The following is a 26,780-nucleotide window of genomic DNA, read 5'->3' as shown; positions in this document are numbered from 1 at the left end:
TTGGCGTACGCTCACCACTCACTCTATCCGCTAGAGCTGATGACGCTGTCGGAACCGCGTGCGGTTCCGCGGATTCGGAGGTCCAGCACGATGAGAGCAACGGCAACGATCCCCCGTCTCCCCGGCCGCCGCCGGCCCGTCCTGGCGGCCGGCGCACTGGCCGTCGCCCTGGTGGCGGGCGCCGTCGTGTCCACGTCGGCCGATGCCGACTCCGGGCACCGCCCCGGCACGGCGAAGAACGTCATCCTGCTGATCGGGGACGGCATGGGCGACTCGGAGATCACCCTGGCCCGCGACTACACGGTCGGCGCGGGCGGGCGGCTGCACATGGACGGCTTCCCGAGGACGGGGACGTACACCACCTACTCGGTCGACGAGCACGGACGGCCGGACTACGTCACCGACTCCGCCGCGAGCGCCACCGCCTGGTCCACCGGCCGCAAGACCGTCAACTACCGCATATCCAAGACCCCCGACACCGACCGCCCGATGCCCACCGTCCTCGAACTGGCCCGCCGCGGCGGCCTGGCCACCGGGTCGGTCACCACCGCCGAACTCACCGACGCCACCCCCGCCGCGATGGCCGCGCACGTCGGTGACCGGGAGTGCGCGGGACCGGCCGACATGAAGGCGTGTCCCGGCGACACCATCGGGCGGGGCGGCCTCGGGTCGATCGCCGAACAGTCCGTACGGCTGCGGCCTGATGTCCTGCTCGGTGGTGGCTCGCGGCGCTTCGAGCAGCAGATCACCGAGGGTCCGTACGCGGGGCTGACCGTGGCGCAGCAGGCGGAGCGGCTCGGGTACCGCATCGTGACCGACGCCTCCGGTCTGCGGGCGGTCCGGCCCGGACGGCCGGTGCTCGGCCTGTTCGCGCCGGAGGACGTGCCCGTGGAGTGGACGGGGCGGCCCGCGGCCCGCGGCGGCACCGAGGCGCAGCGCTGTGTCACCGCCAACCCCCGCCGCCCGGCCGGTACCCCCACCCTGGAGGCGCAGACCCGCAAGGCCATCGAACTGCTGCACTCCGGGGCGCGGGCGGGCAAGGGCTTCTTCCTCCAGGTCGAGGGCGCCTCGATCGACAAGCAGGACCACGAGGCGGACCCGTGCGGCCAGATCGGTGAGACCGCGGCGTTCGACCGGGCCGTCAAGGTGGCCCGTGACTTCGCCGAGCGCCACCCCGACACCCTGGTGATCACCACCGCCGACCACGCGCAGAGCAGCCAGATCGTGCCGGTGGACGCGGAGCCGATGGGGCTGTCGGCCACGCTCGTCACCGACGAGGGCGGTCGTCTCAAGGTCAGTTACGCGACGACCAACACGCCCGAGGACGGACAGGAGCACACCGGCACCCAGGTGCGGATCGCGGCCCAGGGGCCGTTCGCCGAGCGGGTGTCGGGCGTCACCGACCAGACGGAGCTGTTCACGACCATCACCGGCGCGCTCGGCCTGCGCTGAGCCGCCCCCCTCCTCCCACGGCCGTGTCCGGCACGGGCCCTGCCTTCCGGGGGCCTGTGCCGTGCGGGCGTCGCCCGCCAGGGGGCGGGGACGGCGTGGGCCGCACCACCTCGGTTCTGTGTCGTCGGAATCGTACGCGCCGCCGAACACGTCCGGCCGGTCGACGTCGTCTCCTACGACGTGGTGCCCATCGAGCGGCTGCCGCGGACCCGGAGCCCCGTGCTGCGCAGCTTTGACCACACCGACGGCGGCTGACCTCCATCCTGCGGAAGACGGCGGCCTGGTCGGCGTGGGCATCGGGTCCTACCGCTTGCGCGGCACCAGCATGTGCAAGCAGTAGGACCCGATGGAAGGGCGGGGAGGTGCCGGACACGAGGCGGGCCGGCACCGGAAGGCAGGTCGACTTCACGGCGGCACGACCGTATACATGACATGACGTCGGCGGTCCGGTGCCGGCCTATCCACCCGAGCCATATCCTGTGCTCTTCACTGTCGGCCCTCTTCATGGCCGCCGGCTCCTCCTTCTTGGCCTTCACCCGCTTCGACAGCCGGATCGGCTTGCCAGTTGCGCTGACGAGCCGTTACGGATGTCGAGGTTACGATCTCTCAGGAGTCATAGGAGATCTTGAGGTCGCTGGTGTAAGGCGCGTCCTCGGTGCCGCCACTGCCCCGCCCGGTCATCGAAGGGCTAATCCCGTCGAACAGAGAATACTTGAAGCTGAAACCGAGGTTGGCCTTGCCGGTCCTGCCGCCGACCTTTACGGGGAACGCGCAGTTGCCGTACAGCGTGTAGTTTTTGTTGCGCCGATTGTTGGGGACTGACGAGTGCCAGAAATAGTTGACGGCGACATTGGCGTGACTGTCGTGGTAGGTCAGTTGCATGTGACCGGCCGAGCATGTCATTCGGCCTGCGGCTATGGCCTGTACTGCCGGGGACGTGCGGAACGACCAGGCCATGGGAGCGGCACGACCGACGGTACCAGCCATGTTCACCTGGCCGGTGAAGGTCCCGTTGGCGTCCGTCTTCTTGTAGTAGGGGTTTGACATCTTGAATGTGAACCTGCCCTGCTGCGTCCCGGCATGAGCGGGAACGGCACCCAGAGCGAGAACTGCGGCCAACGCAGCGGAGCTGACGCCAGCAATCCTTTTTGCGGATTTCGAAGACACGAGATTCCTGCCTGAAGCGCACAACAGCAGAGACCACGCCACTGCTGCGCATGCTGATAGGACAGATTCGGCCGGTTGCCGATACAGTGTCAGGAATCGAACCTGATGTTCAGGTCGGATGAATAGCCGGGCTGTTCGTGCTCATCGGGCGAGCGTCGCGCTCCGGATCCAGGCCAGACGGACACGGCACGCCAGCGGTACTCGTCCTGTTCAGCCTGCTCGACCGAGAAGGTGACGGACTGACCAGCGGTCAGCTCTCGATAGCCCTCGGCCTGGACGGCCGAATAGTGTGCCCACACCCTGTCCGGGAAGGCATCGGAAGCAAGAACTCCCCAGCCCTCCTCGCTGTGCCACTCAAGCACGCGGCCGGAAAACACCTCTGCAGACGTGGTGTCAGACAATTGCGGGTCCCCCTTGCAACACCGGTAATTCACTGCTCCGGCGTGCGCTGTGGTCAGCAGCGCTCGACCGAAGCGCAATCACGTTAACAGATGACCCGTAACCGCGCGATCTTGTTTCCCTGCGCTCGACAGTGCGGCGCTTCTCCCTCTGGCGCGCCCGACGGAAGGACCCTCGTCGACGCCGCCGAATTCCTCGTACTCGGCGTCGACGGAAGGGTCCTGGGCGGCCGGACCCCTCACCAGCCGGGTCCGCCGGCAGGGCAGGTCCGGAGGCATACGAACGAGCCCTGGACGCGATCACCACAGAGTTCGCTCCTCACCACTGATCGACTACCGGGGCCGCCTCCGCCCCCTTTTCGCTGACTGGGCACAGTCACCAGGCGCATGGCACCAGATCGCCGGCCGGCCGAATCCTGTCCCAGCCCATCTCGCTACGTCTCCGAGGGCCGCGCATGCCCCCCGCCGCGGTCGCTGGGCGAGGCGGCTCCCGAGCGGGTCGCCGCCGTACACCTGAACCTGGGATCCGTGGCGGCGGGCACGTTCGGCGACCCGACGCCCGCGGAACTGGCGAACCTCGAAGCCGAGAAGGAGATGCAGCGCACCGGCCGGGGGTACTCGGCGATTCAGGCGACCCGGCCGCAGACACTCGGCTACGGCCTCACCGACTCCCCGGCGGGGCAGGCCGCCTGGATCGCCGAGAAGTTCTGGGCGTGGACGGACAACGACGGCCGTACCGAGGACGCGTTGTCGCGGCAGACGATCCTCGACGAGATCTCGGTCCACTGGTTCACCGCGTCGGCCGCGTCGTCGGCGCGCCTGTACTGGGAGAGCTTCGCCCGCTTCCGGGACAAGGTGACCGCGCCGTCCGGGCTGTCGGTCTACCCGCGCGACATCACCCGCCCGTCGAGGCGCGAGGCCGAGCTGCGGTTCACCGATCTGCGCTGGTTCGAAAAGGTGCCGCGGGGCGGCCACTTCGCCGCGCTGGAGCAGCCGGAGTCGCTGGTCGAGCAGGTGCGCGGGTTCTTCCGCCTGTTCCGCTGACGGTGCGTGCCGCCGGCTGGGAAGCGCGTGCCCGGGGATGGTCCTGTCCGTCCCCCCTCCCCCAGGGATACCGGCGCATCACGTTGCGCGGCGGTGCATGGCCTTCCCGCGTCGCCGGCTTCCGTCGGCCTCGGTCCGGCAGTCTCTGGAGCCCCGTCCGCGTTGCTGGGGCAGAGTTCGGCTCGGTCCTCACCTCGGTCCTCGGCCCCGTAGTCGTCCTCTGCTGTGTCCGGGTCCCGGAAGGGGCGCGGGCCCTGGCCGAGGCCGCTGGCGGTGATGTCGAGCAGGCAGCGGCCCAGAAAGTCGATGTGCCGGCCCTTCGCTCCGGGACGACGGCCGCCTTGCCGCTGGACGTGCACGGCCCGGGGATCATGACGGTCCCGGGCGTCAGGCCCGGGTCGAGGCGGCTGTCCCTATCCCGTTCGAACCGGCCGTACGGATTGATGTGGGTCCAGAACAGCGGGGGCAGGGCCCGCCTGGCGGTGTCGGTGAGGGTGCCGACCCGCCTCTCATCGGCTGGAACTTGCTGCATCAGCAGCGTGGGTCCGCGTCGTCTGTTCCGCGTCGTCTGTAGTGACCGAGGCGGCTCGGTGCCGGCGTCGTCCTCGTCAGGGTGACCAGTAGCAGGGAGTGGTCCGCCAGCGCTGGGCAGGGGTCGGTCGGCCGGTGATCAGCCGGTGGTCGTCCTTGACCGCCGGGCGCCGTCGGCCCGTCCAGTGAGGCGACCGCGGTGGCGTTCAGTGCGGTGGCCGTCTCGGCTCGGGTCTGTGACCGGGCCGGAGATCTCCGGAGGCATGAGGCCCGGCGGTTGTTCCGTGGCCGGGCCAGGCGATGTCGTCGACAGCGAGGAACGGCTCACCGGCCAGGGTCGCGGGGGTCGCCCCGGTGAACGCCATGACGTCCCGATGCAGGTGGGACTGGTCGGTGTAGCCGGTGTCGGCCGCGACCCGGGCCGCGCCCTCGCCCGCGACCAGGCGGTGGGCGGCATGGTCGAAACGGACCAGCTTCACAGCGGACTTGGGGGGCAGGCCGAGCTGCGACCGGAACCGGGACCACAGCCGCTTACGGCTCCATCCGACCTCGGCCGCGAGCCCGTCGACCCGGATCCGGCCGCGGCTGACGACGATGCGGTGCCAGGCCCACGCCACCTCCGGGTCCACCGGCGGCCCTGCCGCACACCGGCGGGCCAGCAACGCCTCGGTCAACGCGAAGCGGTCCTGCCAGGACGGGACATCGCCCAGTTGCTCGCGGAGCCGGGACGCCTCCCGGCCCCACACATCGCCCAGCGGGACGGCGGCGCCGTCGAGGTCGGCCGGACAGGCACCCAGAACCGCGCGGGCGATCACCGGGGACAGGCGCACCTGCACGCACTCCACGTTCTCTCCCCGCGCCCGGACCGCACCGCCGGTCCCGAGTCCGGGCCCAGCGACGATGCTTCCCCGCTCCTGCCGCCCGGCGGCGCAGTCGAGGACGGTCGAGCCGGCGCCGAACTCCAGGAGCAGCGTCACGGCCGGGTGCGGAACCATCCGGAGCGGATCCAGGTCACGGACACGGAATCCGGCCATGGTGAGGCCGGCCACCCGGCTGGGACGCTGCGGGCAGGCGACGTCCCACACAGCCGTACCGTGCGTGAAAGTCCCCACCGTTGCATGCTACTTGAGTCGGCCGGGAGGAACATTTGTCCAATCCCGCGACGGGCAACGGCGGTGACAGTGGGCTCATGACTGCTTCTGACGGGGGGCCTCGCGCAGAGGGCGCCCCCGAGGCCACCGAGAGTTCGATCCTGTCGCTGGACCACGGCGACATCCATGTGTGCCAGGACGGCCCCCGCGACGCTCCGGCACTTCTGCTCGTCCACGGTTCCGCGTCCTCGACCCGCTCGTGGGACCGGCTGGTCCCGCTGCTGACGGGGTCTCACCGCGTCATCCGGATCGACCTGCTCGGGCACGGCCGGTCGGCCAAACCGGCCGACCGCGCATACGCGGTCCCGGACCAGGCGGACCAGGCCGGTGCGGCACTGGACCGGCTCGGCGTCGAACACGCCGTGGTCGTCGGTCATTCCAGCGGCGGCGTGATCGCCACCGCACTCGCCGAACAGCGACCCGACCTGGTGACCGCGCTCGCGCTCGTCAACACCGGTCCCAGCCTGGACGCCTTCATCGCACCGCGGACACCCGCGATCGAACCCTCGCAGTGGCCGCCGACCGACGAGCAGCTGCGCCGGTTCGCGCGCACCGGTTTCAGCCGCGAGGGCTACGAGATCCCGCCCGAACTCCTGGACGACGTACGCCGCATGACCCACCACTCCCTCACCGCGACGATGCGGGCCACCCGCCACTACCTGGAGCAGCGGGCACTCCCGGCACGGCTCGCGGCCCTCGCGAAGCCGGTCCTGGTGGTCTTCGGCGAGGACGACCGCAGGTGGCGGTCCTCGTCCGCCGCCGACTACCGCGCCGTGCCGGGCGCGGACGTCGTGTTGCTGCCCGGCCTCGGCCACTCACCCATACTCGAGGATCCCCCGCGGACCGCCACTGCTCTGCTGGCCTTCACCACGATCCACACCGTACGGGGGACTGAATGACGACGAGGAAGGGCGCCCTGCGGATCCTCGTGTCCGGGGCCGGTATCGCCGGTCCCGTCCTGGCGTACTGGCTCACCCGGCACGGCTTCTCCGTCACCGTCGTCGAGCGCGCACCGGGTCCACGCGGGACCGGCGGCCACGCGGTCGACCTGTTCCGGCCCGCGATGGACATCTCGGAGAAGATGGGTGTGCTCCCGCGCGTCGAGGAGCGGGCCACCGGCACCTGCCGGATGGCCGTCCACGGGGAGGGCGCACGGCGTCCCGTCCGGGTGGACCTCTCCAAGATCTTCGACGCCGCCTCGGACCGGCATGCCGAGATCATGCGCGACGATCTGAGCGCGATCTACCACAACGCCACGCGCGACGACGTCGAGTACCTCTTCGGCGACTCGATCGCCGCCCTCTCGCCCGACGGCGAGGTGCGGTTCGAGAACGCGGCGCCGCGCCGCTTCGATCTCGTCGTCGGTGCGGACGGACTGCACTCCACCGTGCGCCGCCTCGTCTTCGGCGACGAGTCCCGCTTCAGCGCCTTCATCGGGGCCCACTTCGGGGTGCTGACCCTGCCGGACGTCTCCGGACTCGACGGCGAACTCGTCCTCCACGTCGGCGTCGGCCGCACCGCCGGCATGTACGGCGCGCGGCATCTCAAAGGCGCACGGGTCCTGTTCCTGTTCCGGAGCGAACGCGCGCTCGACCGCCGCCACCACCACGACGTGCCCCGGCAGAAGGAGTTGCTGCGCGGTGCGTTCGACGGCATGCACCCGGAGGTGGACCGGTGGCTCCGTGAGCTGGACCGCGCCCCGGCGTTCTACTTCGACTCGATCACTCAACTCCGCATGGACACCTGGTCGCGAGGGAGGATGACGCTCGTCGGCGACGCGGGCTACTGCCCCGGCCCGGCCGTCGGCGGCAGCACCAGCCTCGCCGTCGTCGGAGCGTACGTCCTCGCCGGAGAGCTGGCGCGGGCGGGCGGTGACCACGAGCGGGCCTTCCCCGCCTACGAGCACGCGATGGCGGAACACGTACGCGGCAGCCACGCGGCCGCGCTCAGCGCGGCAAAGACCCTGATCCCCCGCTCACGCCTCGGTGTGCGCGGACTGGCCCAGGGCGCCCGCCTGATCGCCGCCCTGCCCGCCGGGCCCGGCCGCGCCCTCCTCCGCCTCACCACCAAGAGCGGACGCCTGTACAACTCCATGGCCGTCGACGACTACCCGCCGCTCACCACCGCGTCACGAGGCCGGCCCGGCCTCGTCGGCGACGCCGGGGACCGGCTCGGGTCGGAGTGAACGCCACGCGCCAAGATGTTCCTGGCCCCATGTGGTTCTTTGCCGCTGCCCCGTCGTCTGCGGACCCGATCCGGCCTCCCGGACGCACAGTTGGCAGGAGGATGCCGCGCCGTCCGTCCGCCGGTCGGCCCTACCGGGCAGTGGTGAAGCGCTTGTCGATGGTTCGGAGACTCCTCCGGGAGCTGGTGGAACGCCGTCTTCGCTGACCGGCGCCCAAGTACGGCAGGGGCAGTGCCCACGCACTTCCTCGCGCTGCCGCACATGACAGACGTCTTGGCTGATGTCGTCGACCGATGCGCGGTGGGCGCGGAGGGGCCGGGCGGCCCTGGGAGTACGGTCCCATGCCCGGCGCCGCCCAGGAGCACGTTCCCGGGTGCGGTTTCGTCCTCTGCGCGGACCGATCGGCGGGTCGTCGGATGGTCCTCTTGGAGGGCGCCGAGAAGAGCTCCGGCGCCCTGATCTGAGGGGCTTTCCCGTGAACGAGTACGCGCCGCAGCGCCACCGTCCGAACCGCCTGTGCGGTCGTCGACGCGGGGTGGCGGTGACCGTGACCGCGGTGGCCGCCGCCGTGGTGGCGGGCATCCTGGCACCGGCCACGGCCTCCGCCGGACCGCGGCCGAGCACCGTGCAGCAGCGCCTCGACGCGCTGGTCGAGAAGGACGGGGTGCCCGCCGCCCTCGCCACCGTCAAGGGCCGCGACGGCCGTACCCGCACCTACACCGCCGGGGTCGGTGACGCGGCCACCGGGTCCAGGGTTCCGGTGGACGGGCAGGTGCGGATCGGCAGCAACACCAAGTCGTTCACCGCCGTCGTCGTCCTGCAACTGGTCGCCGAGGGCAAGATCGGCCTCGACGCGAGTGTGGACACCTACCTGCCCGGCCTGGTGCGCGGCGCCGGCATCGACGGCCGTCACATCACGGTCCGCCAACTGCTCCAGCACACCAGCGGCCTGCCCGATTACGTCGACCACGAGGTCATCCTCAACGACCCCAAGCGCTACTACGAGCCGCGCGAACTCCTCGACGGGGCGCTGGCCCAGAAGGCCCACTTCGCGCCCGGCACCCGGTGGGAGTACAGCAACACCAACTACCTGCTGGCGGGCCTGATCATCCAGAAGGTCACCGGGCGCCCGCTGGGCGAGGAGGTCACCAAGCGCGTCATCGACCGGATCGGCCTGCGCCACACCTACTTCCCCGTCCCCGGGGACATGAGGATCCACGAGGCACACCCCAAGGGCTACCAGCCTGCCGCGGACGGGTCGCTGCGCGACTACACGGAGCTGGACCCGTCCTGGGGGTGGGCGGCCGGCGCGATCGTCTCGACCAACACCGATGTCACCCGGTTCTACGGCGCGCTGCTCGGCGGCCGTCTGCTGCCCGCCGCCCAGCTCGCCCAGATGCGCACCACCGTCCCCGCCGACGGGGTCGGCCCCGGGGTCCGCTACGGACTCGGCCTGCTGAGCCGTCCGCTCTCCTGCGGCGGGCTCGCCTGGGGGCACGGCGGGACGATCCCGGGCTACAACAGCTTCGGCGGCACCACCGACGACGGCCGTGCCGTGAGCGTCACCGTCACCACGATCGCGGACGACGCCACCGGCGAACACGTGGACCAGGCAGTGGACGAGGCGCTCTGCCTCTGATCGTCCGCGGGGTGGCCCGCGCCGGTCCGCGGCGCCGGCCACCCCGCCGCACCAGCTCGCACCTCCCCCATTCTCTGTTCTTTCCAGCAGTGGAGTCCCGATGAACGAACACACCCCGCGGCGCACGGCGCGCCGCGTCCGCATGGTGCGGTACGCCACGACGGCCACGGCCGCCGCCGGGCTGGCGCTGATCGCCATGGCCCCGACCGCGGCCTCCGCCGCACCGCGCCCGGACGCCGTGCAGCAGCGCCTCGACGCGCTGGTCCAGAAGGACGGGATGCCCGCCGCCCTCGCCACCGTCAAGGGCCGCGACGGGCGCAGCCGCACCTACACCGCCGGGGTCGGCGACCTGGCCACCGGGTCCAGGGTCCCGGTCGACGGGCAGATCCGGGCCGGCAGCAACACCAAGGCGTTCACCGCCGTCGTCGTCCTGCAACTGGTCGCCGAGGGCAAGATCGGCCTCGACGCGAGCGTGGACACCTACCTGCCCGGCCTGGTGCACGGCGACGGCATCGACGGCCGTCACATCACCGTCCGCCAACTGCTCCAGCACACCAGCGGCCTGCCCGACTACATGGAAGCCCCCGCGCTGTCCGACTTCACCACCATCCAGTACCGCTACTTCGAGCCGCGCGAACTCCTCGACGGGGCACTCGCGCAGAAGGCCCGCTTCGCGCCCGGCACCCGGTGGGAGTACAGCAACACCAACTACCTGGTGGCCGGCCTGCTGATCCAGAAGGTCACCGGCCGCCCCTACGGCGAGGAGGTCACCCAGCGCGTCATCGACCGGATCGGCCTGCGCCACACCTACGTCCCGGCCACCGGGGAGACCGCCCTCCGCGAGCCCCACCCGCACGGCTACCTGAACAGCGGCCCGGACGCGCCGCTGATCGACTACACCGCGATGGACTCCTCGATGGCCTGGTCCGCGGGGGCGGTGGTGTCCACCAACACCGACCTCAACACCTTCTACAGCGCGCTCCTGGCGGGGCGTCTGCTGCCCGCCGCCCAGCTCGCCCAGATGCGTACCACTGTCCCGGCCGAGCTCCTGGGCCCCGGTGTCCGCTACGGGCTGGGCATCCAGAGCAGGCCGCTGACCTGCGGCGGCCTTGTCTGGGGCCACGGCGGCACCTCCGTGGGCTACCGGACCCGGGGCGGCGTCACGGAGGACGGCCGTGCCGTCGACATCGCCGTCACCACCGTCCCGGACGGACCGGCCGCCGATCACCTGACCGACGCGGTCGACGCGGCCCTCTGCCGCTGACTTCCGCCCGCGCCCGGAGCGCGGAGGCTGTCTCCTCGGCAGTCCGGGCCGGGCCGTGACGGCCGGAGGGCGTCCTTCGCCGCGGCGACGGACAGGGGCGTGCTGCTCGCCGTCGGTGCGGTCGAGGCGGGACCGGCCGGGCACGTCCGCGGCGAACGCGTGCGCGCCCGGCCGGGCGGCCGGGCGTCGGCGCCGAACTACGCCGGAAAGGGGACGCGTTGAGCGGGGTCTGCGCGACGTGCCCGTCGTCTGGTGGCCGCCGTCACCCGAACCCGAAAGGAAGGCATTCCGTGGAACTCACCGTCGACCAGGACAAGTGCTGCGGCGGGGACGGCGGAGCCAACAGGCGCTCAGGGGCGGACGGTCAGGCCGACGCCAGGCCCGCGCTCCAGCTGGAGTACGGCAAGTAAGTACACCTGCCTCTGTAGGACGGTGCGAAGGACCCGAGGCCGATGCTCCGGAGGTGGAAGTGCCGACCTCGCGGGACCCGGTCGGGACGTGGTGGAGGCCCAGTGCCTGCTGCGCCATCAGCACCTGGGACCCGGCATCGTCGACGCGGTGTGCGGACGGCAGACCATCGCGGCCGTGGGCCGTGCTGCGCTCGCAGAGGAATGCCGGGCTGCCCGCGGACATCGGCGGGCCGGACGCCTGGCCGGTGCTGTGCGTCCGCCGTCGGCGGAGACCGCCTCCGCAAGGACCCGCGGGGGACTCGGAGTGGCCCCTCGGTGACATCCGCCTGCGCCGGTTGTGCGGGGCGTGTCGCCGACGGCAGCCGACCGGAAGCCGTTGGATCCTGAGACCATGACCGACCCGACGAAGGACCCCCGCATACTTCGGGACCCCGATGCGGCCACGCCCTCCGCGTGCCCGGTGCAGCCTCTGCCGGCCGGCTCCGGCGGGCGCCCCGGCTACCTGGTCACCGGCTACGCGGAAGCGCGAGAGGCCCTCGGTGATGCCCGGCTCTCGAAGGACACGGCCGCCTTCTTCGCCGGCGAGGAGTCACGACGCCGTCTGCACCCCGCGGTCGCCCACACCATGCTGGCCAGCGATCCACCCCGGCACACCCGGCTGCGCAAGCTGGTGACCAAGGCGTTCACCACCGGGGCCGTCGCCCGACTGCGCCCGCTCATCACCCGGGTCACCGACACCCTGCTGGACCGATGGCCCACCGACGAGCCGTTCGACCTCGTGGCCGGCCTGGCGAAGCCACTGCCGGTCATCGTGATCTGCGAGCTGCTCGGAGTGCCACCGGCCGACCGGCCCGATGTCCAGCGCTGGTCCGCGGAGCTGTTCGCGGCGGGGGATCCCGAGGTCATCGACGCGGCCTCGCACGCGGTGGCCGAGTACATGACGGGCCTCGTGGCCGCCAAGCGACGGGACCCCGGCGGCTCCCTCCTCGACCGGCTCATCTCGGCGCGCGACGGAGACGACCGCCTGAGCGAGGAGGAACTGGTCTCGCTGGCCGTGCTGCTGCTCGTAGCCGGGCACGAGACCACCACCAACGCCCTCGGCAACGCCGTCCTCGCGCTGCTCCGGCACCCGGCCGGGCTGGATCGCCTCCAGAGGAATCCGGACGAGATCCCCGCCGCGCTGGACGAACTGCTCCGCTTCGACTCGGCGGTGAGCACGGCCACCTTCCGGTTCACCACGGAGGCCGTCACGCTCGGCGGCATCAAGATCCCGGTCGGCGCCCCCGTCCTGGTCGCCCTCGGGGCGGCCAACCGAGACCCGGCGCGGTTCCCTGCCCCGGACCGACTCGACCTGAACCGCGACGCGGCTGCTCACCTCGCCTTCGGTCACGGCATCCACCGCTGCGTCGGCGCGCCCTTGGCCAACGCCGAGATGGAGATCGCTCTTCGGGCGGTGCTGACGCGATGTCCCGGGATCCGCCTTGCCGTCCCGGCAGACCGGCTGGAGTGGCGGCGCACCCGTCTCGTCCGCGGACTCGCGTCACTTCCCGTTCTGGCGTGACGGCGAGCCGATGAGGTCGGGGACCTACCGGCCCTGACCGGCCCTCCCCCACCCAGGCGAGGAACGCGCCGGAGGCGGCATTCGTGCGGTACGAGGTGGGGCGTTCTCGCCCCGGTGCCGCGCTCGGTGAAAGGGCGTGCACCTCGCCTGGAAGGGCGGCTCGTCGAGGAGTTCCAGCAGCCAGTCGGCGCTCTGCCGGGCACCGGGTGCGGGGCGGTCCGGGCCGGGGAACATGTGGCCCCAGAAGGCGGCGCGGCCCAGGGAGCTGAGCCGCCAGGCGAGGCTCGCGGGCCGCCGCAGTCCGGCCGTCGTGTGCCCGGCGCCGGGCGGAACAACTGACCGTCGCGCAGGTCCGCGTGGTCGAGGGTGTCGGCGATGCCGGCGGCGGCGAGTTCCGCGCACCACTCCGCCACGCGGGGCCGTGCGGCGGTCAGCCGGGCGCGGGCGTCCGGGCCGAGGGCGGTGTTCTCCGCGAGCAGCCGGTCGAACACCTCGGGCAGATCGAGGGTGTGGGCGGTGGGAACCCCGAGCCGCTCCGGTTCGCGGGCGTACGGGGTCAGGGTGTGTTGCAGCGTCGCGCACTGGCGCGGCAGGTCCTCCCAGGCGCCCGGTTCGACCGTCTCCCGGGCGAGCACCTGCCGGAACAGGTCGCCGCCGTCCGGGAGCAGCGTCCAGCGGGGTGTCCGACGCCGGGCAAGACCTTCCGGCACCCGCTGGTCGGACCGGTCACCGTCGACTGCGACGCGCTCGACCTGACCGGCCGCGACCAGCAGGTCGTCGTCTACTACCGCCGTATGCGGCTCCTCCTCCGAGGAGGCCCTGCGGCTGCTGTCGGTCATCGGCACGCAGCGCATGACCGCGCCGGGCTGAGCGCGGCCGGACGAGGGCGGCGTCCGCGTGAACTGCGCCCGGTTCAGCCCTTCTTGGCCGGGCGCAGGAACGAACTCCAGCCTCCGGCCGGTTTCTCGCCGACCTCCAGGGTGCGCAGGCGCGCGAGGACCGCCGGGTCCTGGGCGTCGAGCCAGTCGACGAACTGCCGGAAGGAGACCAGCCGGACGTGCGGCCGCGCGGCGATCTGCCGCAGGGTCTCCTCGACGGCGTCCATGTAGATGCCGCCGTTCCACTGCTCGAAGTGGTTGCCGATGAACAGCGGCGCCCGGTTGGTCTCGTACGCCCGGTCGAAGCCCGCCATGTACGCCTGGGACGTCTGGGCGCGCCAGTACGGGTAGTTGTACGACGGTGCGCGCGTTGTGTTCTGCGACTGGTTGGCCAGCATGTTCCAGTCCATGGAGAGCACTTCGAAGCTGTGCCCGGGGAACGGGATGCTCTGGAGCGGCAGGTCCCACAGCCCGTTCCGCTTGCGCGGCCAGCGCTGCACCCCGCCCGGTGACGAGGCGTCGTAGCGCCAGCCCAGTTGCCGCGCGGCGGGCAGCAGGTTCTCCTGGCCGAGCAGGCAGGGGGTGCGGCCGCCCACGAGTTCCTTGTCGTAGTCGAAGGGCAGCGGCGGCTCGTCGTGCCAACCGGTGTTGGTGCGCCAGGACTTGACGAACGACCTGGCCTGCTCGATCTCCGAGTGCCACTGCGCCGGGGTCCAGTCGGCCACCGTTCCCGAGCCCTCGCAGAAGTGCCCGTTGAAGTGTGTGCCGATCTCGTGTCCTTCGAGCCAGGCCCGGCGGACGTACTTCAGGGTCTCCTTGATGTGCGCGTCCGTGAGGTAGCCGATGTCCGAGGCGCCGACCGGGTTGTTCGGCGGCCGGTACAGCCGCTTCTTGTCCTCCGGCAGCAGATAGAGGCCGGACAGGAAGAAGGTCATCCGGGCGTCGTGGGCGCGGGCCAGTTCCAGGAAGCGCGGAAAGAGCCCGGTGCCGAGTTCGCCCGCGCCGTCCCAGGAGAAGACCACGAACTGCGGCGGGGTCTCGCCCGGTTCGAGCGCGGTGGGGGCGTCGGGCTGGTTCGGCTGCCGCCCGGTGTACGCCGTCGAGCCGTCGCCGATCAGCCGGGGCGCCTGCCGCGCCGCTCCCGGTCCCGGCGACCCGGAGCCTCCGTCCCGTTCGCATCCGGTGAGCGCGGCGGCGGCCAGCCCGAGGCCCGCGCCGACGCCCAGGCGCGCCACTCTTCGGCGGCTGATTCCACTCGTCGCCATGCCATCGCCTCCTCGACCGGTGAGCCCGACGCCAGGAACGATAAGGACGATAAGTGTATGAAAGTGAGTATTTGGCGCGGCGTGGTGGATAAAGGGCTGCCCAAAGAAGGGGGGCGGCGGGACGGCGGGGCGTTGCCGGTTACGACGAAGCCGCGCATCCGGCCAGCGCGGTTCGGGCCAGCCCGCGCAGCCAGGCGTGCGCCTGGTCGGTGTCGTAGCGCTGGTGCCATGACAGGTACACGGGGGCCGAGGGGAGGTCGAGGGGAAGGGGCAGCACGGCCAGGCCGTGATCGGTGACCGCCGGCCGGGTGGTGGCCTCGGGGACGCAGATCAGGAGGTCGGAGCCGCGGACGAACTCCAGCGCGGCCGCTTCCGTGGGCGCGGCCGCCACCACGCGGCGGGTGAGGCCGAGACGGGCGAGGGCGTCGTCGACGGCGTCGCTGAGGTTTCCCCGCCGCGAGACCGTGACGTGCTCGGCAGCGGCGTACTGCTCCGCGGTGACGGTGCGGCCGCGGGCGAGAGGGTGCCCCTGCCGCAGGACGACGACGAGGCGGGTCTCGCCCACGCTCTCGGCCCGGATGTCCGGCGCGCTCGGCCGGGTGGCGTTCGCCTCCAGGTCGACCTCGCCGCGCCGAAAGTCGGGGGTGTCGACGCTCGCCTCCGCGAGGAAGCGCAGGCGCACGCCCGGCGCCTGTCCGCGCACGGCGGAGAGCAGCGCGGGGCCGCACAGGGCGACCAGGGAGTCGTGCCAGCGGAGGGTGAAGGTGCGCTCCAGCGTGTCCAGATCGAGTGCGCGGCTCGGCGCCAGCACCCCCTGGACCTGGTGCAGCAGCTCATGCACCTGCTCCCGGACGGCGATCGCGTACGGCGTCGGGGTCATCGTCCGGCCGGTGCGCACCAGGATCTGGTCCCCGGTGGTGCGCCGGATCCGCCCCAGGCTCCGGCTCATCGCGGGGGCGGTGACATGCAGGCGGGCGGCCGCCCCCGCCACGCTTCCCTCCTCCAGCAGCGCGTCGAGGGCGGAGAGCAGATTCAGATCCAGTTGCATGGGAGTAATCCTAGCCGTGCTTGACATGCAGTTGTGGTTAATCATCGGCCTGGATACCTTCGAGGAAGAGCGCGGCACGGAACACACCGACCGGCCCGAACCGCTCAAGCCACCTTCTTCTCATGGGAGTACAGCCATGTCCGAAACGTTTCAGACCACGGGTGCCGCCGTCTCCGACGCCGACCTGCTCGACCGGACCGCGGACGCCGTGCGGGCGGCGGGTGCGGCGCTGCGGGAGCGTTTCGGTGACGTGGTCCCCTACGAGACCCGCGAAGAACTGATGCGGGCGCTCGCCGTCAACGACGATGCGGCCCTGGACATCCTGCGGCCCGCTCTCACCGCGCTGCGCCCGGACGCCGGCTGGGTGGAGGACGAGCTGGACGGCGGGGCGCTGCCGCCCGGCGAGTGGTGGGTGGTGGATCCGGCCGAGGGCAACGTCAACCACCTGCACGCCCTGCCGGAGTGGGCGGTGACCGCCACCCTCGTACGGGAGAACCAGCCGGTGCTCACCGTGGTGCACCTGCCGCTGACCGGCGAGACCTACACCGCGCTCATCGGCGAGGGCGCCCACCTCGACGGCCGCCCGCTGCGCGTCTCCCCCACCACGGACCTCGGTCTCGCCCTCGTGGCCACCAGCCAGGCCCGGCCGGACGAGGACGAGGCAGTGGTGCGGCGCGTCGGCTCCTCGATCACCGCGATGCTCTTCGGCGCGCTCGTGGTCCGTACCTCTGTGCCCGCGACCCTGCATCTGGTGAACGTGGCCGCCGGCCGGACCGACGCCTTCTGGCAGTTCGCCGGAGCCCGCGCGGATCTGCTGCCCGGGGCGCTGCTCGTCACCGAGGCAGGCGGCCGGATCTCCGACGCCGAGGGCCGTCCCTGGACGCCGCGGAGCGACAGCTTCCTGGCCGCCGCGCCCGGCGTGCACGCCGAGGCCGTCAGGACGCTCGCCCTCTGACCGCACACCGCTCTCTTCACACACGGAAGGACCAGATCGACATGACCACGATCGCAGTTCTCGGAAACGGCCGCGTCGGCGGCAACCTGGCCGCGGCCCTCACCCGGGCGGGGCACGAGGTGACCGCGGTGGACCGCACCCCGGGCGCCGCCGCAGCGGCGGCACGGGCAGCCCGGATCGTCATCAACGCCACCCCGGGCGCCGGCTCGCTGGAACGGCTCACCGCCCTGCGCGAGGAACTGCGCGGCAAGATCCTCGTCGACGTGTCCAACGCCACCACCGACGGGCCCGACGGCCTGCCCGCCGACCTGATCCACCCCGGCTCCAGCCTCGCCGAACAGCTCCAGGAAGCGCTCCCCGAGACGCGTGTCGTCAAGACGCTCAACACCATGCTCTTCCCGGTGATGACCGCGCCCGCCGCGCTCGCGCAGGCCCCCGACGTCTTTCTCTCCGGCGACGACCCGCAGGCCAAGCGGACCGTCCGCGAACTGCTCATGGACCTCGGCTGGCGCGAGGAGTGGATCACCGATCTCGGCGGCATCCCGACCGCCCGCGCGACGGAGGCCGCGATACTTTTCGTCCCCCATGTGATCCGGGCCAACGGCTTCACGCCCTTCGCGGTCTCCATCGCCCGCTGATCCGGGCCGGCGTCCAGGACGCCATGTGACGCGGCCGTGCCGCCGGGACATGAACCCCGGCAGCACGGTCCACGCGCTTGCGCGGGCGGCTCCCCGCACGCGGCGTCGAGCGGGGACTGCGACTCCTGGAGCCGGTCCCCGCGCAGCGTGACGTGGAAGCGCGGTACGCAAGTGTCGGCGGGACGTCTACCTGTCGTCGGCCAGGGCGTTCTTGACCACCTGTCCGTCCTTCACGATGACCAGCAGGTTTTGTTCGGGGTCGGTGAGGACGGACGGATCGTCCAGCGGGTTGCCGTCGACGAGGAGTACGTCGGCCAGCGCGCCGGGCTCGATCACGCCGAGGGTGCCGGGGTAGGGGTTGCGCATCCCCGCCAGGGCGACCAACCGGCCGTTGTTCCCGGTGGCCTGGCGCAGGATCTCGGCCGGGCTGAACCACTTGGTCCGGTGCACGAACTCTTCGTTGATCCCGGCGAGGGTGTCCGGCGCGCTGATGATGTCCGATCCGAAGCCGATGCGGTCGAACCCGGTCTTCTTCGTCAGCTCGAACAGCGTGTCCAGCCCTTCGCGGGCCTGGGCGAACTTCTCCTTCGTCACCTCGGCGAGCCCCGGCGGGTCGCTGACGTAGACGATGACCTGAGGGCACAGCCAGGTCCCGTGGTCCTTCATCAGCTCCAGCGTCTCGGCATCGACCAGGTTCCCGTGTTCGATGGTGCGGGCTCCGGCCTCGACGGCGCGGCGGATGCCGGTGGGGTTGTAGACGTGGGTGGCCACATACGTGTTCCAGTCACCGGCCGCCTTCACCGCCGCCTCGATCTCCTCGGCGGTGAACTCGGTGACGTCCAGCGGGTCCCGGTCGGAGGCGCAGCCGCCGCCCACCGCCAGCTTGACCTGCGAGGCACCGCGCCCCAGGACGTAACGCACCGCCTGGAGCATGTCCGAGACGCCGTCGACCACCAGCAGGTGTCCGTCCCGCTGCATGTTGTCGCGGTGCCCTCCCAGCAGGCGGGCAGGTTCGGACATCGGGGTGAAGTCACCGTGCCCGGCGGTCTGGGAGATGATCGGCCCCGACGGGTAGATCCGGGGGCCCTGATTCATCCCGGAGTCGATCGCCCTCTTCAGCGAGAAGGTGTTCCCGCCGGTGTCGCGGATCGTGGTGTAGCCGCGCGAGAGGTAGAGCTTCGCCATCGAGGCGCCGTACAGCGCGTGGTGGGCCAGGTCGGAGCCGGCCATTTCCGGGACCGTGGGTTGCAGCATGACGTGCGCGTGGGCGTCGATGAACCCCGGCGTCAGGGTCCGTCCGTCCGCGTCGATGGTCAGCGCGTGCGACGGGACGTCTTCGGTGCCGCCGACCGATGCGATCTTCCCGTCGACGATCAGTACGCTGGTCGGCGCGGTCAGCTCGTCCGAACGTCCGTCGAAGACCCGGGCGCCGCTGAACAGCACCGCCCGCGGGGAAGAGGCGTCCCCACCGGTGGGTGACGCCGTTTCCGGCGCCGGCTTCGGATCACTCATGCACGTCTTCCTTCACGATCGCGGGACCAAGGCACAGCGCTCACCATGCCGCCCACGTGGTCCGATCGCCCGGCCGCAGGCGCATACGGGTGGTCCGTCTCACGCCGTCACCGTGCTCCGTCGCGGACACCACGCTGCCGCGGCCGGGGCATCCCCGCCGTCGCCACACGGCCCCCACGTGGCAGCTCCAGACACTGGGGCGGCGAGGACGGCGACGGCCGCCCGACCCGCCACGAGCCCCGCCGACCGTGCCGCCGGGGTCCTGGGCCCCGGCGGCACGGCCGGCGGCCCGCGCACCGGCGCAGGCGGCGCCTCCCGCGAGGTGTCAGGCCAGGAGCGCGGTCGCCTCGACCTCGACGAGCACATCCGGCTCGAAGAGGTGGTCGACGCCGATGAGCGAGGCCGGAGGCAGAGGTGTCGGAAGGCCGATCTCGTCGGCGACGGCCTCCACGCCGGCCATGAAGTCGCCGATCTTCTCCGGGGCCCAGCGGGTCACGTAGAACGTCAGGCGCAGCACGTCCGAGAAGGTCGCGTCCGCGCCCGCCAGTCCGACGGCGGTGTTGCGCAGTGCCTGGGCGACCTGCCCGGCCAGATCACCGGGCGCGACAGGGGTTCCGTCGGGCCGTCGCGCGATCTGGCCGCTGACGTGTACGTGCCTGGTCCCGGTGCCCACGGCGACGTGGTGGTAGGGAACCGGCTGGAGCATGCCCTGCGGGGTGAAGCGGTGCACAGTCATGGGTCTCTCTTCCCTCTAGGTATCGTGACGCTACCTAGTAGCAGGAAGACACTTCAACGAGACCAGGTTTCGCCATGGATACCGCCGACGAGGTCCGCATCGACGCCCCGCACCGCGAACTGCTCGACCAGATCCTCGACAAGTGGTCGCTCGCCGTCCTCAGCGAACTCTGCGAGCGCCCGTGCCGCTTCAACGAACTGCGCCGGGCCATTCCTCAGGTCACCCAGAAGTCGCTGACCGCGACGCTCCGGCGCCTCGAACGCAACGGTGTGATCGAGCGCGAGGTCGTCTCCACCCGACCCGTGGCCGTCCGGTACCGGATCACGGAACTCGGCAAGACCCTCCGGCACCCCGTCGACGTGCTGCTGGCCTGGACCTCGCAGCACATGCCCGCCGTCGAGCGCGCACGCGAGGAATTCGACGAACGCGAGGAGGCCCGGCTGTGACCCGCCGCCGATCCCGGAGGAACGGCGGCGGACAGCCCGGTAGGGCGGCGGAGCCACGGGCCGGGCTCGGCTCCCCCCTGCGCCCTCGTCTGCCGGTTACCGGCTCGCCCGGGACGGGACGGGGCAGGACAGGGGGCAGGACGGGGCGGGACGACACCTGTCAGTGGTCGTCCCAGTGGCCGTTGTGGGCCGCGTGGCGATGGCCGTCGTGCACGTAGTCCATGTGGTCGCCGTGCGGAACGGCCACATGTCCGCACCCCTCGCCGTGCGCGTGATCGTGACCGGGGTGCTCCTGGTGCCCTCCGGCCTCGCACTCGTCCGCGTGGCCTTCGTGCTCGCGGTGCAGGTGGCCGTCGTGCGCGTAGTCGACATGACCGTGGTGCGGGACTGCCACGTGCCCACAGCCCTCGCCGTGCCGGTGCTCGTGGCCGGGGTGCTCCTGATGCTGCGCCGGTGTCGCCATGCTGCTCATCTCCACGGTCCAGGCCGCCGCCCGCCGAGGACGGCAGTACGCGATCCCCCTCCCGCTTCCTCTCCTCAGGCCAAGACTGCCACGGAGGACAGACCGCGACAAAAGGGATGCTCCTCGACCGTGGATCTCGGCGGCGAGGCTGCCTTCCCGATCACTCCCGGCGCCGTCGTTCCGCGGTGAACCGCAGATGGGGGGCGACGCTGCGCAGCTTCTCGCAGGTCTCCTCGATCTCACGGTCCGGGCTCGACTGGGCCGTGACTCCGGCGCCCGCGCGCAGCCAGGTCTCCTCGCCCTCGCCGATGACCGTACGCAGCACAAGGGCGGCGTCGAGGGCTCCGGCGGTGCTGCCCCGGAAGACCGCGCCGCCGTACAGGCCCCTGGGTCCCGCCTCGTGGCGGGCCAGGGCGTGCAGGGCGTCGCGTTTGGACACGCCGGTGGCGGTGATCGCGGGGAAGAGGGAGGCGAAGGCGTCCCACGGCCCGGCGCCCTCGCCGAGCCGGCCCGTCACCCGTGACGCCAGGTGCTGCACCGAACCACGCGGCCGGACCGCCATGAACTCCTCGGCCACGACGGAGCCGGGCCGGCACACCGCCGCCATCTCCTCCCAGGCCAGGCGTACGGACACGGCGTGCTCGTGTATCTCCTTGGGGTCGCGGAGCAGCTCCGCGCGCCGCCGGTCGTTCTCCGCGGGGTCGGGGCCGTACGCACGGGTGCCCGCGAGGGGCTGGGTGCTGACACGGCCGCTCTCCTCGACCTCCAGGACGGTCTCCGGGCTGAACCCGGCCGCCCGGTAGCCGCCGAGGTCCAGCAGGTAGGAGCGGGCCGGGGCGTTGGACCGGCGTCCCGCGAGATAGGTCGCGGGGAAGTCCACGGCCGCTCCGGCGGGCAGCGGGACCTTCCGGGAGACCACGGCCTTCTCCAGAAGTCCGGCACGGATGTCCTCCACCGTGCGGGCCACCGCGCGGCCGTAGGCGGCGGTGCCGGCCGCGATGAGGTGTTCGGCCCGCTCCGGCGACGTGCCCTGCGCCGGGGGCTGCCGGGGTGTCCGTTCGGCCAGCAGGTCCTCGACCTTGCGCAGCCATGCCTCGTCCACTGCCCGCACCACGGTCTCCGCCCCGGTGAGAGTCACCTCGACGGAGGGGATCAGGGCGTGCAGCAACGGTCCGTCCCCGGCGGTCCCGGGGTCGGCGTGGAGCAGGTGGGCGAGTTCGAAGGCCGCCCAGCCGTAGAAGTGACGTCCGCCGGCGGACGCGCCGTGCGCCGCGGACAGGGCACTCAGCGCGGCGGCGAACACGGTCGTCGGCCGGCCGTCGGTGCGGGAGCTCCAGGTCCGCCCGGCGGCCCGCGCGGTGACGGTGTCCGCATGGGCGGTGAGGCTGACGGCCGAGCCCGCCGCGAAGTGCCGGACGCCGCCCGCCGCCTCGTACACGATGTACTGGTCGGCCAGGCGCGCCTGAGCGAGGCGGGTCGCCGTCGCCGCGGGGTCGGGGCAGGGTGCCAGGGTGCTCTCACGTGCGAGGGAGGGGACGGAACGCGCCCAGAGGTCCCAGGTGTTCCGGGGGCCGGTGCTCATCGTGTCGTGCCTTTCCGCTGCGGCCGGGGCCGCCGGGTCTCGGTGGATCGCTGCCTGCGGGTGCGGGGTCATGACCGTGCCGCCCCCAGCCGCCAGCCGTGGGCGCGGGTGTGCCGCTCCCAGAAGGAGGCGTATGTGCCGCCCGCCGTGACCAGCTCGTCGTGCGTGCCGCGTTCGGTGATGCCGCCGTCCTCCAGGACGAGGATCTGGTCGGCGTGCACGACCGTGGAGAGCCGGTGCGCGATGACCAGGAGGGTCTTGCGGTCGGCGAGGGTGCGCACGGCTTCGGCGAACAGCGCCTCGCTCTCCTGGTCGAGGGCGGCGGTGGCCTCGTCGAGGACGAGGATCGGCGCGTCCTTGAGCAGGGCGCGGGCGATGGACACCCGCTGGCGCTGTCCGCCGGACAGCCGTGCGCCGCCCTCCCCCACCCTGGTGTCCCAGCCGTCGGGCAGCTCCCGGATCACCCGGTCGAGTCCGGACAGGGCGGCGGCCTCGGCCAGTTCGGCGGATCCGGCGTCCGGGGCCGCGATGCGGACGTTCTCCTCGATCGTGCCGTCGAAGAGGTAGACGTCCTGGAAGACGAGAGAGACATGGGCGGCCAGGCCGTCGGCGCTGATGTCGCGGACGTCGACGCCGCCGATACGGACGGTGCCCTCCGTCGCGTCCCGGAACCGGGCGATCAGCGAGGCGACCGTGGTCTTGCCCGCGCCGGAGGGGCCCACCAGGGCCGTCATGCTGCGCTCGGAAAGGCGGAAGGTCACGTCGTCCAGGACCGGGCGTGCCCCGGCCGCGCCCGCGTCGTGGCGGAAGGTCACCCCGGTGAACTCGACGCTCGCGTCACGGGGTGAACGCGGCTGTGCGGGCCGGGGGAACGGCGGCTCGTCGAGGACCGCGCCGAGCCGTTCCAGGGTGTTGCGGGCGATGCGCAGGGCGGCGCCCGCCTCGGCGGCGGACGACACGCTGTCGATCAGGCGGACCAGCAGGACCAGGAGCGCCAGCAGCGCGGGCACGGTGAGCGACCCGTCGAGCTGCCAGGACACGCCGAGGGCCAGCAGCAGGGCGAAGACGAGCCGGGTCGCGAAGGTGAAGGAGACCAGGCCGGGCAGGCCGCGGACGATGAGCCGCCGGTCGGCGCGGGCCTCGGCCGCCAGGGCGTCGTCCAGCGCCCCGTAGCCCTCCGCGGTCCGGCCGAACGCCCGCAGGACCGGCTGGTTGCGGGTGTACTCCAGGACCCTGTCGGCCGACTCGCCGATCGCGGCGTCACGCGCGAGGTCGAGCCGCCGCATCAGGGACGTGCTCACCTGCTGGACGGCGTACAGCACGGGCGCGCAGACCAGGAGCACCAGAGCGGTCCGGGTGTCGAAGAAGAAGGCGGCGGCCACCATGGTCGCCGGGGTGAGCACGGAACTGATGAAGGGGCGGAGCAGATGGGCCGGTGTGCTCATGACCTGGATGACGTTCTGTCCGGCGAGGCGGCTGAACTCGGCCGTGCGGGCGGCGGTGAACCAGCCCAGCGGCAGGCGCAGGGCCTGGTCGGCCATCCGGCGGTGCAGCGCCCGGGAGAGCCGGGAGCCGACGGTGAAGCCGCCGCTGAGGGCGGCGCCCTGGAGCACGGCGTAGGCGAGGACGCAGCCGGTGAACGCCGTCAGCCAGGGCCGGGCGTCCTCGGGGTGGGTGCCGAGCAGGGCCTTGAGGACGGGTACGAGGAGGGCGAAGGCGACGCCCTGGAGCACGGCCGCGCCGCACTGGAGGAACAGCAGCCGGTTCAGTGGGCGGGAGCCCTCCGGGCCCAGTACGCGGTAGAGCTGACGGATCATCGTGCGGTTCCCTCTCCGATGTCGTCCGCCGCGCGGTCCGCCCCCGTACGGGCGGGCCGCCGAAGCGGTGGGCGGCCGGTCTCGTCCGGGGCCGCGGCGCTCTGGGCCTTCCACAGCGCGGCGTAGCGGCCGCCGGCGGCCAGCAGGTCGTCGTGGCGGCCCTGTTCGGTGACGCGTCCGTTCTCCAGCACCACGATCCGGTCGGCGGAGCTGACCGTCGACAGCCGGTGGGCGATGACGAGCAGGGTGCGGTCGGCCGTGAGTGCCGAAAGGCCCTCCTGGATGAGCGCCTCGGAGTGCGGGTCGGCGTACGCGGTCGCCTCGTCGAGCACGACGACGGGTGCGTCGGCGAGCAGCGCGCGGGCGATGGACAGGCGTTGCGCCTCTCCGCCGGACAGGGTGACCGCCGTGCCGAGCACCGTGGCGTAGCCGTCGGGCAGCTCCGTGATCCGGTCGTGGACGCGGGCGGCGCGGGCGCACCGCTCGACCTCCGCGTCGGTGGCGTCGGGGCGGCCCAGGCGGATGTTGTCGGCGACGCTCGCCCGCAGCAGCCGTACGTCCTGGAGGACGAAGCCGACCCGGCGGTACAGCTCGGTCGCGGGGATGTCGCGCAGATCGGCGCCGCCGAGCGTCACCGTACCCGCCGTGACGTCGTGGAAGCGGGGCAGCAGCGCGGCCAGGGTGGACTTGCCGGAGCCGGAGGGGCCGACCAGCGCGGTGACGGTGCCGGGCGCGAGATCGAGGTCGACGCCGCTGAGGACGTCGGTGTTCCCGTCGTAGGAGAAGGACACCCCGCGCAGACTGATGTGGTGACCGTCGGGGAGGACGGGGGCCGCCGGCTCCGGGAGAGTGGGGGCGTCCAGGAGCGCGGTGACCCGCAGGGCTGCCGCCTGGCCGGCCCGGATCTGCTGGACGCGGGGGCCCACGACGCCCAGGGGAGCGGCGACGGCGGGGCCGAGCAGGAGGAAGGGCACGAGTTCGGCGCCGGTCATCCGGTGCTGGGTGACGAGCACCGCGCCCGGTACGGCGAGGAGCAGCAGGACCACGGCCGGGGTGACCACCAGGGTCGCGGCGGTGGAGGCGGCGAGGGTGGAGCGGACCCAGCCGGAGAAGAAGTCGGCGAAGCCCTCGGTGGCACGGACGAACCGCTCGTGGGCCTTGCGGCCGCGTCCGAAGCTCTTGAAGACGGCGATGCCGGACGCGAACTCCACGGCGGCGGCGGTGATCCGGCCCACCGCGGCACCGAACTCGGCCATCTGGGCCGCGGCCCCGGCCATGGCCCGGCGGAACAGGTACACGCCCAGCAGCAGCGGCACCACGCCGACCAGGGTGAGGCGCCAGTCGACGGTGAACAGGCAGGCCAGGGCGAGCACCGGGACGGTGAGCACGGAGACGACGTCGAGCAGGGTGTGGGCGAACAGGGTGTGCAGGGCGCTCACGTCGTCCTGCACGGCCTGCTTGACCTCGCCGGTGCCCCGTTCGGTGAGGCGGCCGAGCGGCAGCCGCCCGATGTGCCGGGCGAGCCGGCGGCGCAGGGTGAGCTGGAGGTCGTTGTCGGCGATGTGGGCGAGGGCGCCGGCCGCCGTGCCGCACACGAGGGCGACGAGGCCGGCCGAGCAGGCCAGCGCCACCAGCGGCCAGAGCGCGTCGCCGCCGGCCGGGGGATCTGCGGTGAGGCGCTCGGCGATGCGGGCGACGGCGATGAACGGCACCACTCCGGCGAGAGCGGCGGCGGCCTGGAGGCCGACGGCGAGGGCCAGTCGTCCGCGGACGGGGGCGGCCAGCGTGCGCAGGGGCCGCGGCGGGCGGTCGGGGGTGCCCGCGCCGTCGGCGGCGGTGTCCGGGGCTGCCGGGGCCGGGCCGGGCTCGGGCGGTTGTGACGTCACTTGACGAGTACTCCGATTTCGGGGATGGGCCTGCCGCCGGCCTCGGTGATGCGGCGGCTGGTCAGGCCGGCCTCGCGGGCCAGCGTGGCGACGTCGAAGGTGTGCCAGTCGTAGCTGTCGGCGACCTCGCGGACGGTGCGGCCGTCGCGCAGGACCTTCCAGGTGGTCGTGAACCGCATGGCGTCGCCCTCGGTGGGTTCGCCGCCGATCCACCACTCGTACGTCTGACGGCCGATGGTCTCCCGCAGGGACATGACCGGGGGGATGACGCGGGGCGCGGAGACCCCCATCAGTTCCACGACGACGGGTGCCCCGTCCGGCAGCCGGTCCGCGAGGCGTTTCCACAGCGCCACGCGTTCGGGGACGGTGAGGTGCCCGGCCACGCCGAAGACGACGACGGCGGAGAGCCGACCGGGCAGGACGAGGTCCTGGGCGGCCCCGTCCACGACGGTGACGCGCCGGCGCAGGTCCGGGTCGCGGGCGACCCGGGAGGTCAGCATGGCGCGCATGGTGGCGGACGGTTCGGCGGCGAGGATCTCCGCGTCCGGCAGGGCGGCGGCGATGACCTCGGTGATGCGGCCGGTGCCCGCGCCGATCTCCAGGACGGGGCCGTGGGAGACGTCGAGTCCGGTGAGGACCCGGGTCAGCGGGGGGCCGCTGCTGGCGGTGTGCCGGGTGGCGACCAGTTCGTAGAACTCGGCCGAGGCCGAGTAGTAGTCGATCACGATGCTCTCCGGGCTGGGGTGGCCGGG

General features: G+C 72.4%; 22 protein-coding genes and 1 pseudogene. 11 read left to right on the top strand and 12 right to left on the bottom strand.

What is annotated here, in order from left to right:
* Positions 1 to 90: 90 nt before the first annotated feature.
* Positions 91 to 1,452: an alkaline phosphatase gene (locus B086_RS0108070; protein WP_018565903.1), complete on the top strand. Its 1,362-nt coding sequence runs from the start codon at positions 91 to 93 to the stop codon at positions 1,450 to 1,452.
* Between the two features lie 606 nt (positions 1,453 to 2,058).
* On the opposite strand, the gene B086_RS39445 is transcribed toward B086_RS0108070, so the two are convergent.
* Together B086_RS39445 and B086_RS0108060 are read right to left on the bottom strand one after the other, a co-directional pair.
* Positions 2,059 to 2,619 (bottom strand): hypothetical protein, encoded by a 561-nt coding sequence (locus B086_RS39445; RefSeq protein WP_158690371.1) that lies wholly within the window; start codon positions 2,617 to 2,619, stop codon positions 2,059 to 2,061.
* 89 nt (positions 2,620 to 2,708) lie between these two features.
* Complete coding sequence (locus B086_RS0108060) at positions 2,709 to 3,020, bottom strand: cold-shock protein (protein ID WP_106436038.1); 312 nt, start codon at positions 3,018 to 3,020, stop codon at positions 2,709 to 2,711.
* A gap of 525 nt (positions 3,021 to 3,545) precedes the next feature.
* On the opposite strand from B086_RS0108060, the gene B086_RS39440 reads away from it, so the two are divergent.
* Positions 3,546 to 4,061: a hypothetical protein gene (locus B086_RS39440; RefSeq protein ID WP_018565900.1), complete on the top strand. Its 516-nt coding sequence runs from the start codon at positions 3,546 to 3,548 to the stop codon at positions 4,059 to 4,061.
* Positions 4,062 to 4,798: 737 nt separating this feature from the next.
* On the opposite strand, the gene B086_RS39435 is transcribed toward B086_RS39440, so the two are convergent.
* Positions 4,799 to 5,704: an AraC family transcriptional regulator gene (locus B086_RS39435; RefSeq protein ID WP_078531010.1), complete on the bottom strand. Its 906-nt coding sequence runs from the start codon at positions 5,702 to 5,704 to the stop codon at positions 4,799 to 4,801.
* A gap of 77 nt (positions 5,705 to 5,781) precedes the next feature.
* Here B086_RS39435 and B086_RS0108045 point away from each other — a divergent pair, with 77 nt between their 5' ends.
* From B086_RS0108045 to B086_RS45365, 6 genes and pseudogenes are all read left to right on the top strand, one after another.
* Positions 5,782 to 6,642 (top strand): alpha/beta fold hydrolase, encoded by an 861-nt coding sequence (locus B086_RS0108045; protein WP_078531009.1) that lies wholly within the window; start codon positions 5,782 to 5,784, stop codon positions 6,640 to 6,642.
* Positions 6,639 to 7,928, top strand: coding sequence for an FAD-dependent oxidoreductase (locus B086_RS0108040; protein ID WP_018565897.1), 1,290 nt, complete (start codon positions 6,639 to 6,641; stop codon positions 7,926 to 7,928). The genes B086_RS0108045 and B086_RS0108040 overlap by 4 nt, the downstream gene beginning before the upstream one ends.
* A gap of 535 nt (positions 7,929 to 8,463) precedes the next feature.
* Complete coding sequence (locus B086_RS0108030) at positions 8,464 to 9,567, top strand: serine hydrolase domain-containing protein (RefSeq protein WP_018565895.1); 1,104 nt, start codon at positions 8,464 to 8,466, stop codon at positions 9,565 to 9,567.
* 100 nt (positions 9,568 to 9,667) lie between these two features.
* Complete coding sequence (locus B086_RS0108025) at positions 9,668 to 10,831, top strand: serine hydrolase domain-containing protein (protein ID WP_018565894.1); 1,164 nt, start codon at positions 9,668 to 9,670, stop codon at positions 10,829 to 10,831.
* 801 nt (positions 10,832 to 11,632) lie between these two features.
* Positions 11,633 to 12,802 (top strand): cytochrome P450 family protein, encoded by a 1,170-nt coding sequence (locus tag B086_RS0108010; protein WP_018565891.1) that lies wholly within the window; start codon positions 11,633 to 11,635, stop codon positions 12,800 to 12,802.
* 683 nt (positions 12,803 to 13,485) lie between these two features.
* A pseudogene (locus tag B086_RS45365) lies at positions 13,486 to 13,672 on the top strand (transcriptional regulator); the annotation flags it as partial.
* Positions 13,673 to 13,715: 43 nt separating this feature from the next.
* On the opposite strand, the gene B086_RS0108005 reads toward B086_RS45365, so the two are convergent.
* Both B086_RS0108005 and B086_RS0108000 read right to left on the bottom strand, forming a co-directional pair.
* Positions 13,716 to 14,945, bottom strand: coding sequence for a lipoprotein (locus B086_RS0108005; RefSeq protein WP_037873040.1), 1,230 nt, complete (start codon positions 14,943 to 14,945; stop codon positions 13,716 to 13,718).
* Between the two features lie 139 nt (positions 14,946 to 15,084).
* Positions 15,085 to 15,993, bottom strand: coding sequence for a LysR family transcriptional regulator (locus B086_RS0108000; protein ID WP_018565889.1), 909 nt, complete (start codon positions 15,991 to 15,993; stop codon positions 15,085 to 15,087).
* Positions 15,994 to 16,129: 136 nt separating this feature from the next.
* Here B086_RS0108000 and B086_RS0107995 point away from each other — a divergent pair, with 136 nt between their 5' ends.
* Both B086_RS0107995 and B086_RS0107990 read left to right on the top strand, forming a co-directional pair.
* Positions 16,130 to 16,948: an inositol monophosphatase family protein gene (locus B086_RS0107995; RefSeq protein WP_018565888.1), complete on the top strand. Its 819-nt coding sequence runs from the start codon at positions 16,130 to 16,132 to the stop codon at positions 16,946 to 16,948.
* A gap of 41 nt (positions 16,949 to 16,989) precedes the next feature.
* Complete coding sequence (locus tag B086_RS0107990) at positions 16,990 to 17,586, top strand: NADPH-dependent F420 reductase (protein ID WP_018565887.1); 597 nt, start codon at positions 16,990 to 16,992, stop codon at positions 17,584 to 17,586.
* A gap of 186 nt (positions 17,587 to 17,772) precedes the next feature.
* Here the strand turns inward: B086_RS0107990 and B086_RS39430 are convergent, their stop codons facing one another.
* A complete protein-coding gene (locus tag B086_RS39430) occupies positions 17,773 to 19,098 on the bottom strand; it encodes a metal-dependent hydrolase family protein (RefSeq protein WP_106436036.1) in 1,326 nt (441 codons plus the stop codon).
* Positions 19,099 to 19,423: 325 nt separating this feature from the next.
* Positions 19,424 to 19,834, bottom strand: a complete 411-nt coding sequence (locus B086_RS0107980) for a RidA family protein (protein ID WP_018565885.1) — start codon at positions 19,832 to 19,834, stop codon at positions 19,424 to 19,426.
* A gap of 74 nt (positions 19,835 to 19,908) precedes the next feature.
* On the opposite strand from B086_RS0107980, the gene B086_RS0107975 reads away from it, so the two are divergent.
* Positions 19,909 to 20,280 (top strand): winged helix-turn-helix transcriptional regulator, encoded by a 372-nt coding sequence (locus tag B086_RS0107975; protein ID WP_018565884.1) that lies wholly within the window; start codon positions 19,909 to 19,911, stop codon positions 20,278 to 20,280.
* A 160-nt stretch (positions 20,281 to 20,440) separates the two neighbouring features.
* Here the strand turns inward: B086_RS0107975 and B086_RS0107970 are convergent, their stop codons facing one another.
* The 5 genes from B086_RS0107970 to B086_RS0107950 form a co-directional block, all read right to left on the bottom strand.
* Positions 20,441 to 20,752, bottom strand: a complete 312-nt coding sequence (locus B086_RS0107970; RefSeq protein ID WP_018565883.1) for a hypothetical protein — start codon at positions 20,750 to 20,752, stop codon at positions 20,441 to 20,443.
* A gap of 151 nt (positions 20,753 to 20,903) precedes the next feature.
* On the bottom strand, positions 20,904 to 22,325 hold the full coding sequence (locus tag B086_RS0107965; RefSeq protein WP_018565882.1) for a salicylate synthase: 1,422 nt from the start codon (positions 22,323 to 22,325) through the stop codon (positions 20,904 to 20,906).
* A gap of 68 nt (positions 22,326 to 22,393) precedes the next feature.
* The gene (locus B086_RS0107960) at positions 22,394 to 24,142 is read right to left on the bottom strand and encodes an ABC transporter ATP-binding protein (RefSeq protein ID WP_018565881.1); all 1,749 of its coding nucleotides are present in this window, start codon (positions 24,140 to 24,142) and stop codon (positions 22,394 to 22,396) included.
* On the bottom strand, positions 24,139 to 26,028 hold the full coding sequence (locus tag B086_RS0107955) for an ABC transporter ATP-binding protein (protein ID WP_018565880.1): 1,890 nt from the start codon (positions 26,026 to 26,028) through the stop codon (positions 24,139 to 24,141). Before B086_RS0107955 ends, B086_RS0107960 begins: the two co-directional genes overlap by 4 nt.
* A complete protein-coding gene (locus tag B086_RS0107950) occupies positions 26,025 to 26,753 on the bottom strand; it encodes a class I SAM-dependent methyltransferase (protein ID WP_018565879.1) in 729 nt (242 codons plus the stop codon). Before B086_RS0107950 ends, B086_RS0107955 begins: the two co-directional genes overlap by 4 nt.
* Positions 26,754 to 26,780: the final 27 nt, after the last annotated feature.

This window comes from Streptomyces sp. PsTaAH-124 (genome assembly GCF_000373685.1).
Classification (GTDB): domain Bacteria; phylum Actinomycetota; class Actinomycetes; order Streptomycetales; family Streptomycetaceae; genus Streptomyces; species Streptomyces andamanensis.
Note: the sequence above shows the minus strand (reverse complement) of the source record. Positions and strands in the feature narration are given on the sequence as shown.

Bases quoted from the DNA above. Each gene is read 5' to 3' on its own strand.
- B086_RS0108070 (WP_018565903.1), top strand. From the start codon at position 91: ATGAGAGCAACGGCAACGATCCCCCGTCTCCCCGGCCGCCGCCGGCCC.
- B086_RS0108045 (WP_078531009.1), top strand. From the start codon at position 5,782: ATGACTGCTTCTGACGGGGGGCCTCGCGCAGAGGGCGCCCCCGAGGCC.
- B086_RS0108040 (WP_018565897.1), top strand. From the start codon at position 6,639: ATGACGACGAGGAAGGGCGCCCTGCGGATCCTCGTGTCCGGGGCCGGT.
- B086_RS0108025 (WP_018565894.1), top strand. From the start codon at position 9,668: ATGAACGAACACACCCCGCGGCGCACGGCGCGCCGCGTCCGCATGGTG.
- B086_RS0108010 (WP_018565891.1), top strand. From the start codon at position 11,633: ATGACCGACCCGACGAAGGACCCCCGCATACTTCGGGACCCCGATGCG.
- B086_RS0108005 (WP_037873040.1), bottom strand. From the start codon at position 14,945: ATGGCGACGAGTGGAATCAGCCGCCGAAGAGTGGCGCGCCTGGGCGTC.
- B086_RS0108000 (WP_018565889.1), bottom strand. From the start codon at position 15,993: ATGCAACTGGATCTGAATCTGCTCTCCGCCCTCGACGCGCTGCTGGAG.
- B086_RS0107995 (WP_018565888.1), top strand. From the start codon at position 16,130: ATGTCCGAAACGTTTCAGACCACGGGTGCCGCCGTCTCCGACGCCGAC.
- B086_RS0107990 (WP_018565887.1), top strand. From the start codon at position 16,990: ATGACCACGATCGCAGTTCTCGGAAACGGCCGCGTCGGCGGCAACCTG.
- B086_RS39430 (WP_106436036.1), bottom strand. From the start codon at position 19,098: ATGAGTGATCCGAAGCCGGCGCCGGAAACGGCGTCACCCACCGGTGGG.
- B086_RS0107980 (WP_018565885.1), bottom strand. From the start codon at position 19,834: ATGACTGTGCACCGCTTCACCCCGCAGGGCATGCTCCAGCCGGTTCCC.
- B086_RS0107975 (WP_018565884.1), top strand. From the start codon at position 19,909: ATGGATACCGCCGACGAGGTCCGCATCGACGCCCCGCACCGCGAACTG.
- B086_RS0107970 (WP_018565883.1), bottom strand. From the start codon at position 20,752: ATGAGCAGCATGGCGACACCGGCGCAGCATCAGGAGCACCCCGGCCAC.
- B086_RS0107965 (WP_018565882.1), bottom strand. From the start codon at position 22,325: ATGAGCACCGGCCCCCGGAACACCTGGGACCTCTGGGCGCGTTCCGTC.
- B086_RS0107960 (WP_018565881.1), bottom strand. From the start codon at position 24,142: ATGATCCGTCAGCTCTACCGCGTACTGGGCCCGGAGGGCTCCCGCCCA.